The organism is Planctopirus limnophila DSM 3776 (assembly GCF_000092105.1).
Lineage (GTDB): Bacteria > Planctomycetota > Planctomycetia > Planctomycetales > Planctomycetaceae > Planctopirus > Planctopirus limnophila.
On sequence record NC_014148.1, the window covers coordinates 3,045,001 to 3,062,291 of the forward strand.

Sequence of the window (17,291 nt, forward strand, 5' to 3'; positions counted from 1 at the left end):
CTGGGCCGTTTTTTTTTGAGTCTTGTTTTTGACGTCTGAGTCGCTGCCAAGACCACCAAAAGAACACTGAATTGAACCCAGCCACTTGATTCAAGCAGCGCGAATTCTACGCACCCGTCACTTACCCAAACACCAAAAATCCAGTGGAGACGACCGGGATCGAACCGGCAACCTCCGGCTTGCAAAGCCGGCGCTCTCCCAATTGAGCTACATCCCCTGAGTAACACTGTTTTGCATCTGAACCAAAGATCTAATCCAACTCATCAGATTAGGATTCTCAGGCCGGAAGCACAACCCTTGTCCAAACTGAACTCAATTCAATTCGGACTCAATTCAATTTCGACTTAACCGGGCAGTCTGCTCGATCAAATCTGATTCAGAAGTTACCGAAATAACCTCTGATGGGCGTGCGTGGATTCGAACCACGGACCTCAGCCTTATCAGGGCTGCGCTCTAACCAACTGAGCTACACGCCCGAATTTCAATTCACCGGCGTCATCTTCCGTGAATGTTCTCTTCGGACTCTCGCATTTTGCTGACTGCTCCCCCGACTGTCCAGCGTACAGCCAAGTTTTGCGATTTCCCGGCAAAACCTACTGCGGATCATGCCGTATGCGTTTGTGCGACTTCTCTTAATGAGTGTGCCGGAAAAAATGATTATTCACCCTTCCCTGCTCAATCATTCCTGCCAAATCGCTTTGAAAAACCACATGTGGGACAGCTTTCTTTACGCGGAAAGACTGGAAAGCACTTGGTAGTTAGTGGTTCGGTGATTCTTGGGGTTCCCAAGAGAGATTTCTGAGAAGTTGCCGGAAACGCAGAATCTGGCTTAACTCCGGGACGGGGAGCAATCCCCCAATCGATCTGCGGATAAACTGATCAAGCATCAGGACATGTGCCGGGCGCTCGCCGCTCAGATCCTCACAATTCGAAACCCCATTCTGCGGAGTCCAAGTCAATTCTGTCGTTGAGGAAAAGTGGGAAACGCCATGGGCAAATGTCAGCCGGGCGCGAATCTCGGGTCGTCTTTTTTCGTCGCAAGATGATTCGCCAGATGATGTTACAACCTCTCTCTGAAACGTCAGACTCAGAGGCGATAGCGTTTTTCCAGCTTCCTCACCAGCATCCCTGACTGGTTTCGATGATGGCGCTGCAGGCCGAAACATCGCTGATAAGTGGCTGCCTTCCCTGCCCCACCAAGGCCACCAGAGGGCTTTCTGCGAAGATATCGCTTCACTAAAGAGTTGTGATTCAGCGGATGGACTTTTCCACAAGATGGAAGTCTCGGGTCTGGCGACAAGTGCGTGAGGCGTTCTGCCAAACAGCACCTGCGAGGCATCGAGCCATTCGATCAATTCGCGTTCAGCCAGATATTGGTGCCGAGCCTCAAGATGTGATGAAAGTGCGGGGAGAAAGATCTCGATGTGCCGGGCGGGCCCCAGTTCGGTCGCTGAAAGCTCTCTTAAACGGCGGAGAACGGGCTGAAAACGGGCTTCAAAATCGACCATCAAAGTGGTGCCAACATCGTCGGCCAGTTCTGCGATTCGCTGAAGTTCGGCCTCACTTAACCGTTCCCAGTCAAAGATCAGGCAATCTTTTCTCCGCATGGTCAGCAATTCAATGATGCTGGATTTCATCCAGCCAGCATCACAGATAATCACGCCATCGATGTCTGGTCGCTCTGAGAGAGCAGTGATGGAGGGAAGACAATCGGCTTTGAATTCCGAGGCGACGGCGACAGACCTCGAGCGCACTTCATCAAAAACGCCGGCAATTTTCACACGATCCCGAAATTCCTGGATCGCTGGTTTCACTCGGCTTTCCCAGAGTTCACCGATCCCGACGAGGGCCACTGAGATCGTTCCTCGACGAGGCCTGGACGTCATGGGTGGCTCTGTTCTCCCGACTGAAACTCACTTCTTTCATCCCCCGGCCCGTGGCGGAAGACGGCGCAAACCTTTGCTGAATTGCAATTATGCGTGCAACGCACGGTAAACACCAGCTTTAGATTTCTTTAAGCACGCAAACAAAACGTCTGAGTCAACAAATCGGATCAGGGTCATTCGTTGCGACCGCTAAAACCCTGTTCACTGTCATCTTCCTTTCAAAACTCAGCCACAGATTAGGCAAGACTTGAAGAGAACCAGCACTTTCTGCCGACATTTTCCCATGTGCAGCGAAATCACTGCATGTCTTTGGACCATTTATTTAGAGACAAGCTCGAGTGAATCCAAATGTACACAAGCCTTGCCTCATCAACGCAGTTCCAGACAACCACGCTGGAAAATTTGTCGAGTGATTCTCCAGCCAACGAAATTTCCAGCCCCAGCCGAATTGCCGAATTAGCACAGGAAATTCTCGGGCATCTGGGAAATGCGTCGCAAGAAATCGCCACTCTGAATGATGAAACTCGATTTCTGTCAATCAATGCCCGAATTGAAGCCGCTCGTGCGGGGGGCCGCATTGGAGCTGCATTCGGAGTTGTAGCCCAGGCGATTCAGGACCTTTCTGGCAAAACCACGACCGTGGCCCGCACTCTTTCTGAACGTACCGGGGCTGCACTGAGTGAACTGGCACGCATCAGTACTTGCCTGGGCACGAAAATGCAGGGGGAAAAACTGACCAGCATTGCCGACCATATTATCGATGTGATCGACCGCAATTTGTACGAGCGAACTTGCGATTGCCGCTGGTGGGCCGCTGATGAGAGTCTCGTCAATGCCTTTGGTCAGTCCTCGCAGCAGGGATTTACCCATGCCAGTCGGCGACTGGGGGTGATTCTTGACTCCTATACAGTCTACATTGATCTGGTTCTATGTGATCTTTCTGGACAAGTTGTGGCCCATGGTCGGCCTGCCCAGTTCTGTTCTCAGGGGATGATCTGCAGGCAATCACCCTGGTTCCGACGTGCCATCGAAACACGGGATGCCACTGAATTTGCCTTTGAATCTGTGCATCATTCCCATTTGGTATCGAATCGAAAAGTGCTGGTTTACGCCGGGGTTGTCAGAGAGGACGGCCAATTGAATGGTAAACCTCTGGGCGTGCTTGGTGCCCTGTTTGATTGGGAGTCGCTGGGCCAGAAACTTGTGGAAGATCTGCCGCTGGATCATGACGAGATGCAGAGAACCCGATGTCTGCTGATTGACCAGAACGACATGATTCTGGCAGATTCCAGGCGGCAGTCAGTCGGTGAACCCCTGAATTTGTTGGCCGGTAGGGAATTCCTCAGTCGATCGCGCGGGTTCCAGGAATTCCAGATTGATGGCGAACGCACGCTACTGGCTTTTTCTACATCCCGTGGTTTCGAAACCTACGCGACGGGTTGGAAATGCGTCATCATGCACCGTCTGGACGACCTTGTTTAAACCCAGCCTGATGGCCGAAATCTACGTTCAGTCACTCAACGCATACGGGATTACCACTGCCCATAGACTCCCGGAAAGCCTACCAAAGGTTTTTTCTGATTCCGCCTGACGGCTGACTTTGCCGATTTCTCAAGTTTCTCGTCATGGAAGCTGGCAAATCCCGAGCAGGATTGATGGGGCTGTAACGAATATGCCGATTCTCCTGCCAAGGAGTGCTGGCAGAGTGGCAAAAGAACCCATCGATTCCCAAACGGCTGAGGCAGCTCATCTGAGCATGACCGTTTCACCGCATTCGTGCCTTCCGCCAGATCGTGGTTTGAGCCTGACTCGCCGCGAATGGCTGTTAGGGATGATGGCTCTTCCTGCCGCTGGTTGTGTGATGATTGAAGTGGGGGTCACCAATCCCATCGTGGGGCTGACCACTGTGGCGATTGCTCCCTTTTTCAACGTGAGTCAGGAACCTGTCGTTGATGGGCGACAATTTGCACTCGCCTACTATGCAGAACTGCAGAAAACCCCCGGCTTTCAGGTCGTGCCTGTCGGGATCACCGAACAGGCCATCCGCCAGAATCGCCTCGAAATGGATAGCCCCCTCGACGTCCTGAAGCTCAGTGAACTGCTGCATGTGGATGCCGTTGTCGTAGGCGCTGTGACCGATTATTCGCCTTATTACCCGCCTCGAGTCGGCCTGCAAGTTTCCTGGTACTCGGCGAAACCATGGACTTTCGAACCTGGCCCACCGGTTGATCCATCGGCTCGTAAGGCCGTTCTCGATGCCCAGAAAGCCGAACGCAAAGCTCTTAAAGAAAGCAAAAAGTCGGGAAAATCATCCTTCTGGCCATGGAGTGAGAGCGAAACCTGCGAGCCAGTTCCACCGACAATGCCAGCCCCTGCCCCTGCATCAACTCTGGAACCTCAAATACGAGGACAATCCCCGGAGTCCCAACTCAGCAACGACATGTCCTACGCTTCGCAAATGCCTGTCAGTCTGCCGACGTTTGATCCCACGCGACCACTGATGTCCTACACGCGATTGTTCGACGGAGCCGACAGCCGGGTGGTTGCCAATCTTCGGGATTATGTCGAATTGAGTGGCGACCTCAGAGCCGGTGGCTGGGAAGCCTATCTGCAGCGCAGCGATGATTTCATTCGCTTCACATCGTACCTGATGATTGTCGAAATGCTGCAACTGCACGGCGGAGAAGCCCGCCGACGGATCGTGGTCAAAAAGCGTAAGTACAAATAAATCAAGGTATTTCGCTTCGAGAAACCTGTTGAGCTGAGTCACGGGATAGCCTGAGTTTTACTACATAAAACTGGTTGAAACTCTTGAAATCTCCAATATCCCCCGAGCTGATTCGCCGATAGGACAGAAGGGGTATTTCGAACAGACCGTTCGATTTTGTGTCCTTCTTGTGATCGCTGCACCTTCCGCGAAAGCTCAAGGAATGTCGAAATCACTGCATGTTCTGGCCATGGTCAAAGGGGATGAACGCTATGTGTTTCTATACGACCCGCAGAGCATTGAGCAGTTAATTGACCAGCTTGGCAAGTACGCCAGTGACCCTGATCTGGATTTCACCTGGTACGACGCCGCCATTCTGGCTGAAAAGGTACGAGGCCAGCAGACAACACTCAAAGGGCCACACACCGCGACCCACCGCTGGTCAAAACATATGACCGAATAGCACCCGAGTTCGTCAGGTCAACTGACAGGTGCCTGTGGTCAACTTCTTGTTGAGACGCCCTATGCATGCGGCTGAAGACCGATTTCTGCGGTACCTGCAGATCGAACGAAATGCTTCTGAGCTGACATTGAAATCGTATGCAGAAGATTTCGGCAGTCTGCATGACTATCTCACCGAACGGGTGGGCCACATCACAGAACCTGGACAGTTGGGTATCTCCGAGCTGCGGGGGTATGTCGCTTACCTGAACGAGTGCGGCTATGCCAAAACGACCATTGCGCGAAGGTTGGCTTCGCTCAGATCGTTCTTCCGCTTTTGCCAGCGTGAGCAGTTAGTCGAAGGAAATCCCGCCAAAGCTCTGCGTACACCTCGAGTGGGCCGCAAGCTGCCCAAGTTTTTGACAACCGAGCAGATTGTCAAACTCCTCGAAGCGCCGCCGGCCAATGAGGTTGATGGACTGCGAGACCGCGCTATTCTGGAAACCTTCTATTCAGCCGGCCTTCGTGTGGCAGAACTCGTCGGGTTGAATCTCGACGACTGGGATCAGGATGCCCAGATTCTTCATGTGTTTGGTAAGGGCAAAAAGGAACGGATTGCACCTTTAGGTAAGCACGCGACAAAAGCCCTCGAAAAGTGGGTGGCTGTCCGCAAACCAGAAGAGGCTGCTCCCCCACAATTGAAAAATGCTCTCTTTCTCAATCGGTTTGGAACCAGACTCACGACCCGCAGTGTGGGCCGGATGCTCGAAAAGTATATTCAATTGACCGGACTCGATCAGTTGATTTCGCCTCATACACTCCGACATACCTTTGCCACACATCTGCTCGACGGTGGTGCCGACCTGAGATCGGTTCAGGAGATGCTGGGGCACAAAAGTCTGACAACCACGCAGATTTACACTCACGTGAGTACTCAACGTTTGAAGGATACCTATCAGCAGGCACATCCTCACGCCAAAGTTCAAGACTAAACGGCTCTGGAAAGTCTCCAAGAGACATTCAGATAATGAGATCACCGCTTGGAAAAGCAGTTCCAAGCGGTGATGCCGTTTTTCAGTCAATGACGGCTTATCGCTTCAAGAATCCTGTTTCACTTCGGGCTTTGTTTCTGCAGATGACTTGTCGTCACTGGACGATTTCTCCCCTGATTTCTCGCCTGATTTTTCCCCCGATTTTTCATCTGACTTTTCTCCGGGCTTTTCCTCTTCAGCTTTCTTGGCATCTCTTTGAGCTTTCTGATAAGCCGTCTGGAATGTCGCGAAGAACTTCGTGAGATTTTCATTCGCCCCACGCGGGAAGTTGCCTGTGGCGAGTGCCTGGGCGCTGATCGTTCCCAAAGACATCTCGTTTTTCCACACGACGTTGAGCTTATCCACCCGACGTTCAGCTTCCTGATCGAACACGATCAACTCGGCCCGTACAAACAATTCTTGTGTCCCGGAATTTGTTCCCCCTTTGCGAGAACGCCTTAAATCGAGATGCACGAGCATGACCGAGGCATCGTCGGAGGGATCATCGACGAACGAAAGATCGATGCCGCACTTCTCAACAATTGATTCTGATCGTTGAACAATTCGCCCCCAGATATTTCCCGTCGGATCGAGGATCACAGCCCGGTAGCGAGCCATATTGATGGGGAAGATTTCCGTTACGTTCGCAAAGAGCCTGGCACCACGAGCTGTGCCAATCTCATTCTTCGCAGCCAGACGCTGCTGGGCGATCGATGGCTTTTCCTGGAGTTCAGGGACTGCATCGAGAGGCTTACTCTTATCAGGTGCTGCATCCATCGCCTCGTAAATGTCTTTGGACGAGATGGCGAAGTTCAGGTTTTGGCCGACCGAATACTGCATCGTATTCATCCCGACCACACTGCCAAACATATCAACCAGCGGACCACCGCTGTTCCCTGGAGAGATTGGCGAAGTCGTCTGGAGCCACATCCCTTCAGTTTTCGTGCTGGAATCAAGTTCATCCGCTTTACGGATGCTGCTGATAATCCCTTCAGAAGCCGTAAACGAGAGACCAATGGGAGCACCAAAAGCCGCCGTCGAAATCCCTTTGTCAGGGATCAATTTACTGACTGGCAGGGGATGGAGCTTATCGACGGGCAGGTTGACAGTCACAATGGCAATGTCTTTTGTGGGAATCAACAGCTTGACCCCAGTGACTTCTCCTTTAGTTCCATCGGCCAGACGGACAGTGGCCTTGCTCGCGCCCTGAATCACATGGACATTGGTAACGACAGTCCCTTCTTTATCGATGACAAAACCACTCCCCTGCCCCCCACCATCTTTACCACTGGTGGTAATCACAACGACAGAGGGTTCGACTCGTTTGATCAGCTCGGGAAGTTCCAGTTTGGTGACTGATGGTAAATCGAAATCCGACTTACGGATCTTGGCTTTCGCATCTGTCGAGGCATCTCCGCCCGAGCTGCCAGTTGCAGCCGGTGTGCCAGAGGCCGAGGCGACTGCCGGTTTTTCAGCACTACCCCCAGTGGCGGCACTACCCCCAGTGGCGGCACTACTCGGAGCCGCATCTGCCACGGCCGCGTTACCTCCAGACCCCGCTTCACCGGCTGGCGCTGGCATCGGTGTGGGTGAAGTGGCTGCAGGAGCAGACTGTGTATGAGCCGGCGGAGTCGTGGAGCCACTCGCCATGGCGGTCGTTTCGGCCACAGGAGTTGTGACTGCCGGAGTGCCCCCGGCGGAGGTTGATGCACTTGCGGGAGTCGTTGTCACAGCAACTGGAGAAGTTCCCCCCGATGAAGCGACAATCGGCACAGCGGATCCAGCCGTTGCCGGAGCGGGTGTCGAAACAACGGCTGCTGGTGCAGGATTCACTGGAACTGGATTGGCGCGAAGTGCCAGCACAGCAACGGCAGCCACGACCACCAGAGCGACACCGCCACCAACCACAACAGGAACCGGAACGCCGTTACCTCCCGAGGATTTCCCACTTGAACGACCGCTGGCACTGGCAATTGTCACTTCATTGCATTGCGAGCAGCGAACTTTCTTTCCCAGTTTTTCTTCAGCAACCATAAAGGGTTGAAAACATGACTGACAGGTCACACGGACTTTCATAGCCCAATCCCCATACCTCAATGAATTTCAAAAAAATCGTAAGACAACCAAACAAACCGCAATACGATCGATTTCTGAGTTCAGTAATCTGCCAACCTGGCTCCAGGTTTTCAATCAAAATCTGTACACATTCGCACTAAAATTTTAATCAACGAATACGCAAGGCATCAAAGGTTCAGTCGCAAGAGTTACGTGACTCGTTTCGATGGTCTCAGGTTCACAGAAGCCTGAGGACTGACACTCTCAGTCAATCGCCCAATCAGCCATTACCCCGCAGCTTCTGTGCAAAACGAATGACTGGTTGACAAAATCACACAAAGAATCGCCTTTCACCCCAACCCTAATTAAATGAGGCGAAATCCATGCCAGTGAACATCAGATTCTGAGTTCAGCATTTGTTCTGAAAATTGAATGCGATTCCTTTCTCCGCGTTCCAAATAACAAAAGCCGCCTGTGCAACGGGTTTGTCGCACAGGCGGCTATGATGTTCTGCATTTCGATGAGTGTCTGCCGACCTCACATAGCCTGACAACTGTCGGCTTGGGGTGCCTTACTTGCGGGCAGCCTGATGCTGCAAAGGTAGCCAGGCGCCATTTTCCCGGCTGCTGGCCACACTTTGCTGAATGAAATACATCCCTTCGACCCCGTCGTAAACGTTCGGGTAGATCGTGTTTTTCGTCTCAAAAGATTTGCCTTCGATTCGCAGAATCATGGCATCGAATGCCGCACGATAGATATTGGCAAAAGCCTCGAAAAAGGCTTCGGGATGCCCACTAGGGAGTCGGCAGGAGGACTTTGCCAGGGGCAGGAAATACGGAGCATTCGGATCTCGGGTGTAGATCTGGTGTGCCGACCCGTTGCGACGGACAATCAATTCATTGGGGTTTTCCTGCCGCCACTGAATCGCACCTTTGGTTCCGTCAACTTCAATCGTCACATCATTTTCACGTCCATGGGTCACCTGGCTGGCTGTGACTGTCCCCAAAGCACCATTTTCAAACTGAATCACCGCGTGACCGTAATCGTCGAGAGCGCGCCCTGTTTCAAAGGTTCTCAGGTGGCAAGAAATCTGTTTGGGCAATAACCCCGAAATATATCGACCCAGATTGTAAGCATGAGTACCGATATCGCCAAAGCAGCCAGCAGCCCCTGATCGTGTGGGGTCAGTCCGCCAGGCGGCCTGCTTCTGATCGGAAGCTTCCAGCCGGGTTCGCAACCAGCCCTGAATGTAGTTGGAGCGAATGCATTGAATCTCGCCCAACTCACCATTCTGCACCATTTCACGGGCCAGCCTCACCAGCGGATACCCCGTGTAATTATGGGTCACAGCAAAGACTACACCCGATTTTTCCACAAGCTTCTGTAGCTCTTCGGCCTGAGCCAGATCGAATGTCATCGGCTTGTCGCAGACGACATTGAAGCCCGCTTCGACAGCAGCCTTGGCGACTGGAAAGTGCATGTGATTCGGTGTCGCAATCGTCAGGAAGTCAATGCGTTCAGTGGCTGGTTTGGCCAGTTCACTTTCGATTAACTCTTGATAGGATGCATAAGCCCGATCCAAAGGAATGTCATATCCTGCTGCCGAAGATTTTGCACGGACGGGGTCTGAAGACAAAGCTCCTGCCACAAGAGCAGCCCTATTGTCGAGGACAGCAGCTGTTGCATGCACACGACCGATAAATGATCCCGAACCCCCGCCCACCAGGGCCATCCGGAGTTTACGATTCAAGCTGCCATTCGTGGTGTCCATGTTTCTGGTCTTTCCGTGCTGAGAGAATCAAAACCGGGAGAATCAAAATGCCTTCAGGCCCTGCACCCACTCCACGACCGACTTTCGATTCATTTCTTGAAATTGTCCATCAATCGATCGAGGGAATGGAACTTACAGAACTTCTCGCAGAATATCTCTCAGCGAGAGCAATCGCCACAGGTCAGCCTGACTCGTGCGGACTTGCCTTGAATGAACCACCATCGCGGATTGCTCGAACCGCGATAAGAGCTGGATCGTTCGTTAGGCAAAAGATCGCTTCTCTGGCGGCCGTGAATTCTGCCTAGTCCTCCAAAAGCCCCAGAATTCCATGCAGATTCATAGTTTCCAGCTCGACCATGTTGTGAGTATATTGCCTTTGTCATTTCTCAGTTGAGTTCTCGGCATAACCTCTCACTTCGGAGTCCTCTCAATATGATGATGTTCAATGATTCTGCCCCATCCCGCCCTGCTGCCTCCAACAAACTCCCCTGGCTGGTTGCGGGAATTTTTCTGGGAATTGCGATCTCTTCATTCTGGCCTGCTGAACAGGTGCAGGCTCGAGGGACAGACCGCACCGATAAATTCGCCATCACGACAGCCACCACCGGCTTTCAGAACCCGGATACCATCTTCGTGCTCGATTTTTTGACTGGCCGACTCGTCGGCGCGTTGTTGAATCAGCAGTCGGCACAATTCACGAACTTTTACTTCCGCAGCATTGCCGCCGACTTTGGTCTCGACCCGGCTGCCAAGCCTCAGTTCGTCATCATGTCTGGCGACGGAAATCTCACCACACGGGGTGGGCCTCAGATTTCGACGGGTGTTGTCTACATTGGTGAAATGACGACCGGAAAAGTTGTCGCCTATCGCTATCCGTTCCAACTCGCGCCCAAGCCATTGCCACCCACGACACTGCAGCCATTTGCTTTCTTCAGCTTCCGCGATGTCGCTCCCCAGGAATAGCTTTCGCTAGATGTCCTGAACTTTGTTGCACAAGCTTCCGACGCTGCAGCCATGGATTACCAGACTGCAGCGTCGCTGTTTTTTGGCCACTGAACTTGTTACATGTTTGAGACATCAGGCTGACTGCAGGTGGGTGGCTGGGGTTGAGTCTTCGAACCCCCAGCGATTTTCGGCGCGAACTGGGGGTTCGCGAAGACGCTCAAGCCCAGCCACCCTATACCAAGGATCGCAGTTCTTTATTGGAAGCCGTGTTACATCTTCGAGACAGCAGACTGGCTGCGATAACTCAAGCGACGCGCCAGAACATGGCTGGTCTTCCCGGCAATGCGAGCGACGAAGAGCACACCGGCGGGCCCATTCCCCAAAGGGAGCTTTTTCCGCAGCTGATTGGCATCCACGCGAACATGGCGGCATTTAATCTCCAGTTCGCGATAACCACGCTCTCGAATAGCCGCTTTCAACTCTCGCTCGTTTCCACTGACGATCTGCTCAATTTCAAATGTTTGTACAAACGGGCTTAACGTAGGCTCAGATCCCGTCAGATACTCCTCGGCGTCATCCAATCGCCACAGATCCAACTGATCTGCCATCACATCGACTAATCCAGATCGCACGATGGCCGGATCCGGATCAAAAATGTAGCGTCCTGGTGGTTCGACCCGAGTCATCACACTTAACGGGTGACCGGCCAGGCTGGCACCTTCGGGCAATATGGTCGCGCGAAATGGGGCTTCTCCGGCTAACTCCCCAAACCAGACCGTGGCTTCTTTGCATTCTCCACTCAGGCTGATCAGTTCAATTTCGGCATCGGGGAATTTACCACCAAAGTTGCTGGCTGGTGAAAGCTTGATGGCACCTCCACGCGATTGCTGCATGATATTTTGCAGTACTTCGAGTGGTGGTGCGAGATCCTCAATTCGCTGAATTCGTCCACTGAGACCTTTCGTCAACAGATCGGGCCGACGGTCCGGGTCAATGTGAACCCACTTGTTCGAGATGTCGATGGTCTCTGCCAGCCCCTGCTGAAATTCGATCTTTTGGTCGACGCCATAGACCTCGGCATTCCACTGGAGTCGAACCAGCTGGAGAGGATTGGAATCGACAGCCACAATGGGGCCACGTGCTGCTAACGCGATCGCATCTCCGCCGGCACCACTGCATAAATCGACGACGGTTTCACCCACAGGAAATCGCCTGGCTTTATGCCTGGCAATCGCTTCCGTTGTGGTTTGTTCGAGGGATTTCCGGTCAAACCAGAGCCTGGAGGCATATTCAAAACGTCCCTGAGCCCGTTGCCGCAGATCAGCCACCAGCATGACTAACGTCACCAGTTCGGCAGGGTACTCTCTCCGCAGAAGTTCCTGACGTCGAAACTCGGGCCCTTCGATTTCAGCCAGACGTTGAAAAATCTCGGGCAATTCTTTCAGCCGCCGCCAGCGTTCCCACTCGATCTGTTCGTCAGCCGTGAAATTCAAACGTGCCTACTCCATGTGATGGTGCATCAATCCTCGATAGCCTCCATGCACAGTATGCTGATCCCGGGCAGTGGCTTCCAGCATAGGGAGTGCTTCCAGAGTTCTAAGCTTCGTGATATCTTCTAGTCGTCGTAATCACGTAATAGCCTGGTTGATGAGAATTCATCAGAAGCCTGACATTCTTTCAGACGGATCAATTCGCGATGCATGTTCCAGATGGTGTCCTGTCTCCTGTGCTGTGCCTGAGCACTGCTCCCCTCGCGAGTGCTGCAGTCGCCTTCAGTTTATGGAACTGGCGGAATGAACTTCTCCGTCAACCAACAGCGACTCCGTCCGTCCTGCAGGCAGCAGGTGTGGGCTGTGCGATCTTTGCCATGCAGATGTGCAACTTCGCAATCCCCGGCCAGGGTTTTTCCGGCCATCTGATGGGCGGAGCCCTGGCAACGATTCTTTTGGGCCCCTGGGCGGCCTGTGTGATCATGGCCGTCATTCTAACGATTCAGGCCAGCCTCTTTGGAGATGGCGGACTCTCAGCACTGGGGATCAACATTCTCAACATGGGAGTGATCCCTGCGGCCATCACAGCCTTCTTGCTGAAGAAGCTCCCAGCATCCGCCACAGGATCGCTGGCTCTGCGTGCTTTGACCTGGTTCTCGGTGTCAGCTCTCAGTGTGATGGCAGCTGTCATGGCACTGGGTGTGCAACTGGCTCTGGGTGCGACAGCCACGATCGACGGGACACAAACTGCTCTCCTGCTCTTACAGACTCATGTTCCCATCGCTCTTAGTGAAGGGCTCATCACAACCTTACTGGCTGCCATCGTGCTGCCTTACGAAGCCACAGTTCGAGTCCGGATTCTGTTTGTGCTGGCTCTGTGCATCCTGCCTTTGACTCCCGCGGCTTCGATCCTGCCCGATGGCTTAGAGGCGACTGGCGAAGTGGTCGGCTTTCTCGCGAATGCCCAAACATGGGAATCATGGCTGCCGGATTACACCATACCAGGGCTAGTGACTCACTACTGGTCAACAGCACTGGCAGGTCTAGTGGGACTTGCAGCCACAGCATCTGCCCTGCTTCTGCTGGCCGAAATGATAGTGATCGGCCAAAAATCAACTCGTCAGCCGCTGGAGTCTTGACCACCAGTTAGATTTCAATTGATCGACAGGTTGAGTTGTGGAAAGGAATCCACCTCGTGCGGGAACCGCCATCCAGCGATCTCCTGATGCAGCTTGAGCGGCTGGGAATTACCCCAGCCAGTGCTCTGGCAATCTCGCGTCGAGTGATGCAACGCCTGTCAGACGACCTCCCGGCATTTGATGGCCTGTATCTCAATGAGTTCGTGCGTCGAAAGCTGCTGACGGCCTGGCAGGCCGAGCGCATCGAAGCCAAACAAACCGATTCGTTGTTCGTGGGAAGTTATCTTCTCAGGCGTCCTCTGGGGCAGCATCGTTTCCCCAAAGTCTTTGAGGCGCACCGCATCACAGATGGTGCGCGAGTCGCCCTCCGCATGATCCATGCTGATCGCAATGAACTTCAACGTATCGAACAGGCTTTGCAGCGACTCGTCGCAGCTCTGGCTTCGCTGACGAGTTCCCGGCAACAGCCTGCAAAATTCACTATCGATCCTTCGACAATCGCCTGCCCGCAAGAAGTTTTTCGGATGGGTGACTGGGGTTCAGCAGCTCCTCCTTTAGTTGGAACAACCCCGGCAACTCTGGGGCACTCCTCGGGACTAGCGGTCGTTAGCCCTTTCGTGGAGGGCAGACCTTTGACGGAACTTCTGGTCCGTCGTGGCCGCTTTCCTGCAGCCGTTGTGCAAGCGATTGGCCAGCAGCTGTTCCAAGCACTGGCGACCTTGGAAAGCCTGGGGTTTTCGGAGGGTGCCCTTCGCCTGGAAAATCTCCGTCTCTCTTCTTCCAGCAGGAAGATCGTCCTCGTCGATCCAGCGATCGGGGGAATCCTGACTCCGGTGCTGAATCTGCACGATACTCCGCACCCGGCCGTCCTGGACCTCGCGGCACCGGAGCGATTCTCTCATCAGGCAGCGCCTTCTGCTCAAAGCGATCTCTATGCCGTTGGTTGTCTCTGCTGGCAACTTCTGGCGGGACGACCGCCCTTTCTGATGGGAGATCTCTATCAGCGCGTGGCGGCTCATCGGCAGCGAGCCATACCTGATATTGCCGAGATTGCTCCTGAAGTTCTGCCCCAACAGGCTCAGGCGATTGCATTGTTGACGCAAAAGAATCCTGCTGACCGGCCCGCTTCGATTCGAGAAGCAGTCGAACTGTGGGGCCCGGGTCATGCAAGTATCCTCAGTCAGTTCGAAAGATCGTTTCGGGAAACAGTCCCCCATTTTGATCAGAATCAACCCAGACCGACCGTATCACGCGGATTGTGGGCGGCAGCGGTGTTGCTGGTCGCGGTCGGCGTGTTCTTCACAGCGACCCGCAACCAGTGGGATCATCTCTGGCTACTGGCCATTCCTGCCAAGGCCAAAGCTGTTCAACAACAGGCGGCCACATCTGCTTCCCCGGAAACAACAGCTGTTGTCCCGATAACGTCTGGTCAACAGCAAACGTTTCTCCGGCTCTCAGCACACACGGCGATTATCCCGGGCAAACCTCTTCCTGTCCCGTCGTCGACAGGGAGCCTGCTGCTCAATGAATCGACGAGCTATGAAGTGGCCGAGATTTCGTTTGTCGGGGATCTCACTCTTGAGGCGGCTCCAGGCGTAACACCACAGATCGTCATCGGTCACGAACCACTCAAGATCACGGCAGATACGCTGCATCTGCGAGGAATTCGTTTTCTTTTCAAACCAGATGTTTCGCAGGAAGCCGCTTCCCGATTACTCATGACGTTGCGTGCTCGCAATCTCACGGTCACCGATTGTGAATTCATCTTGCCGAAAGATCCTGCGGGGCCAGCCCGTGCGGCCATTGCCTGGAGACCACCCGAGCAAAAAGATGCCACCGGTGGTGTGGCCCAGTTTGAACGGGTGCTGCAATCGGGCTCGGCGACTCTGCTTTATGCGGCGGAAACACCTCGAAAGGTCGTTTGCTCGCAGGTATTACAGAGTGAGTCTGCAGGGCTGGTCTCACTGGGAAAATCGACACGTCGCAGCGAATTCCTGTTGCAACTGAATCGCTGCACCTTGAGAGGCACCACCAGTTGGCTTGATTGTCAGGGCGAATTGGCCAGTCAGGCGGGTTCTACACCCATCGAGATTGAAGCGATCGATACCGTCTGGTTACCTGCCCATGAACATGCAGCCATCCTCCGCTGGCGAACAGCCTCAGAATTGCGCGCTGATTGGAAAAATGCGGTGCGGATTTCTGGCGAAGGGACGATCCTGGTCGGGCACCCGGCGATCTGTCTTTGGGATGCATTAGCTGGCCAGGCTCCTCGATTGCTTCAAGAGGAACCCACATCAATTCAGGGAGTCCTGTTCGGTGAAGTCACATTTGCCGGGCCAGCTTCGGAAGACCCTGCCGATTCACAACTGGTCGACACCACGGCCCCGCTCTTCTCGGCTCAGCTACCCGGGATTGATGCTCAGCAGTTTCGGAGAGCCACAGCCTTACAGAGATGAATCCCTGTGATTGATGGGGAAAGTGGAGCATCGGGAGTGCCATCCGCTTTCTTGAAAAATCGTGCTTTTGTGAAGTGAGACGTACTCAATTCGTTATTGAGAAACTCCGTCACGCTTTTCTGACTGCGTATGGTCGACTACTCTTTGTCTGATGGCAGAAGATCTACAACTGCCCGACTCGTCCGTTTGACAGGGATTGACTGAAGACGACATGGATAACGAACTGATTGCACAATCCAAAGAGCTGACATCTCGCATCCTCCAGCTCCGAGACTCTCTTTGACTACGATCAGTGGCAGGCACGAGTTGCCGAGATCAACGAAGCCATGTCTGCACCCGATTTCTGGGATCACCAGGAGAAGGCGCAAGCACTGGTGACCGAGCTGCGCAATGTGAATGGGTCTTTGAAACCACTTCAGGAACTCATTGACGGTACTGAAGAACTGGCTGTCTTGCGGGAATTTCTGGCGGAAGATGACTCGTCAGAATCACGTGACGAAATGGTCGGCCTGCTCGCTTCCTTGCAGGAAAAATTCCAGCAGGTCGAACTCAAGGCGATGATGAGTCGTCCCGAAGACCCCTGTTCGGCTTATCTGCAGATTCAAGCGGGCGAAGGGGGAACAGATGCCTCCGACTGGGCGGCCATGCTGTTGCGAATGTACACCCGCTGGGCCGAAGACCGTGGCTTTGAGACGGAACTGATTGAAATTTCCGAGGCGGAAGAAGCCGGTATTCGCAATGCCACACTCGCCATTCGTGGAGAGTACGTTTACGGTCTGCTAAGAGGTGAAACGGGAGTTCACCGCTTGATTCGCATCAGCCCGTTCGATGGAGCCGGTCGTCGTCAGACATCTTTTGCGGCTGTTGATGTGATCCCGGAACCGGATGACACGATTGATATCGATATCAACTGGGAAGATCCTAAGATCATCCGCGAAGATATCTTTCGCGCCAGTGGTGCGGGTGGTCAGCATGTGAATAAAACATCCTCGGCCATTCGCTTGACTCACTTGCCCACGAATACCGTGGTTCAATGCCAGAACGAACGCAGTCAGCATAAGAATCGCTCGTGGTGCCGCAAAATGCTGGTGGCCAAGCTGCTGCAGCTTGAAACTGTCAAACGGGAAAACGAAGCGGCTCACAAGCGAGGGCAAAAGTCCAAAATTGGCTTTGGTGGCGAAACGATTCGTAACTATGTCCTCAACCCGGAGCAGTTTGTTAAAGATACTCGCACCAATCTGAAAGTTGGCACACCCATGCCCGTCCTCGACGGACGCATTGACGAGTTTCTGGAAGCCTACTTACGCTGGGATATGGCCGAATCGGCGTAAGCCATCAGGCTTTCATTCTGATGAAAAAGGAGCACGCGC

12 protein-coding genes and 2 tRNA genes are annotated in these 17,291 nt (G+C 53.5%); 8 read left to right on the forward strand and 6 right to left on the reverse strand.

Annotated elements, in window-relative coordinates:
* Positions 1 to 144: 144 nt before the first annotated feature.
* The 3 genes from PLIM_RS12070 to PLIM_RS12080 all read right to left on the reverse strand — a co-directional run bounded on the left by PLIM_RS12070 (position 145) and on the right by PLIM_RS12080 (position 1,886).
* A tRNA-Ala gene (locus PLIM_RS12070) sits at positions 145 to 217 on the reverse strand.
* Between the two features lie 185 nt (positions 218 to 402).
* Positions 403 to 476 (reverse strand) — tRNA-Ile (locus PLIM_RS12075).
* Between the two features lie 282 nt (positions 477 to 758).
* On the reverse strand, positions 759 to 1,886 hold the full coding sequence (locus PLIM_RS12080) for a Gfo/Idh/MocA family oxidoreductase (RefSeq protein ID WP_013110599.1): 1,128 nt from the start codon (positions 1,884 to 1,886) through the stop codon (positions 759 to 761).
* 348 nt (positions 1,887 to 2,234) lie between these two features.
* Between PLIM_RS12080 and PLIM_RS12085 the strand changes: the two genes are divergently transcribed.
* The 4 genes from PLIM_RS12085 to xerC all read left to right on the forward strand — a co-directional run bounded on the left by PLIM_RS12085 (position 2,235) and on the right by xerC (position 6,026).
* Positions 2,235 to 3,368 carry a methyl-accepting chemotaxis protein gene (locus PLIM_RS12085; RefSeq protein ID WP_013110600.1) on the forward strand — a complete coding sequence of 378 codons (1,134 nt, stop codon included), beginning with the start codon at positions 2,235 to 2,237 and terminating at the stop codon, positions 3,366 to 3,368.
* A 223-nt stretch (positions 3,369 to 3,591) separates the two neighbouring features.
* On the forward strand, positions 3,592 to 4,614 hold the full coding sequence (locus PLIM_RS12090; protein WP_013110601.1) for a hypothetical protein: 1,023 nt from the start codon (positions 3,592 to 3,594) through the stop codon (positions 4,612 to 4,614).
* 202 nt (positions 4,615 to 4,816) lie between these two features.
* Positions 4,817 to 5,056, forward strand: a complete 240-nt coding sequence (locus PLIM_RS12095) for a hypothetical protein (RefSeq protein ID WP_013110602.1) — start codon at positions 4,817 to 4,819, stop codon at positions 5,054 to 5,056.
* 61 nt (positions 5,057 to 5,117) lie between these two features.
* Positions 5,118 to 6,026, forward strand: coding sequence for a tyrosine recombinase XerC (gene xerC / locus PLIM_RS12100; RefSeq protein ID WP_013110603.1), 909 nt, complete (start codon positions 5,118 to 5,120; stop codon positions 6,024 to 6,026).
* A 105-nt stretch (positions 6,027 to 6,131) separates the two neighbouring features.
* On the opposite strand, the gene PLIM_RS22880 is transcribed toward xerC, so the two are convergent.
* Together PLIM_RS22880 and PLIM_RS12110 are read right to left on the reverse strand one after the other, a co-directional pair.
* Positions 6,132 to 8,141: a S1C family serine protease gene (locus PLIM_RS22880; RefSeq protein ID WP_013110604.1), complete on the reverse strand. Its 2,010-nt coding sequence runs from the start codon at positions 8,139 to 8,141 to the stop codon at positions 6,132 to 6,134.
* Positions 8,142 to 8,691: 550 nt separating this feature from the next.
* Positions 8,692 to 9,891 (reverse strand): Gfo/Idh/MocA family protein, encoded by a 1,200-nt coding sequence (locus PLIM_RS12110; protein WP_013110605.1) that lies wholly within the window; start codon positions 9,889 to 9,891, stop codon positions 8,692 to 8,694.
* 432 nt (positions 9,892 to 10,323) lie between these two features.
* On the opposite strand from PLIM_RS12110, the gene PLIM_RS12120 reads away from it, so the two are divergent.
* On the forward strand, positions 10,324 to 10,854 hold the full coding sequence (locus PLIM_RS12120; RefSeq protein WP_013110607.1) for a hypothetical protein: 531 nt from the start codon (positions 10,324 to 10,326) through the stop codon (positions 10,852 to 10,854).
* Between the two features lie 251 nt (positions 10,855 to 11,105).
* Here the strand turns inward: PLIM_RS12120 and PLIM_RS12125 are convergent, their stop codons facing one another.
* The gene (locus tag PLIM_RS12125) at positions 11,106 to 12,329 is read right to left on the reverse strand and encodes a THUMP-like domain-containing protein (RefSeq protein ID WP_013110608.1); all 1,224 of its coding nucleotides are present in this window, start codon (positions 12,327 to 12,329) and stop codon (positions 11,106 to 11,108) included.
* Between the two features lie 203 nt (positions 12,330 to 12,532).
* Between PLIM_RS12125 and PLIM_RS12130 the strand changes: the two genes are divergently transcribed.
* The 3 genes from PLIM_RS12130 to prfB all read left to right on the forward strand — a co-directional run bounded on the left by PLIM_RS12130 (position 12,533) and on the right by prfB (position 17,252).
* Positions 12,533 to 13,465: an energy-coupling factor ABC transporter permease gene (locus PLIM_RS12130; protein WP_013110609.1), complete on the forward strand. Its 933-nt coding sequence runs from the start codon at positions 12,533 to 12,535 to the stop codon at positions 13,463 to 13,465.
* 56 nt (positions 13,466 to 13,521) lie between these two features.
* Positions 13,522 to 15,921, forward strand: a complete 2,400-nt coding sequence (locus tag PLIM_RS12135; RefSeq protein WP_013110610.1) for a serine/threonine protein kinase — start codon at positions 13,522 to 13,524, stop codon at positions 15,919 to 15,921.
* Between the two features lie 211 nt (positions 15,922 to 16,132).
* A protein-coding gene (prfB, locus tag PLIM_RS12140) for a peptide chain release factor 2 (protein ID WP_013110611.1) occupies positions 16,133 to 17,252 on the forward strand; the annotation gives its coding sequence in 2 pieces (ribosomal slippage) (positions 16,133 to 16,201 and positions 16,203 to 17,252; 1,119 coding nt in all).
* Positions 17,253 to 17,291: the final 39 nt, after the last annotated feature.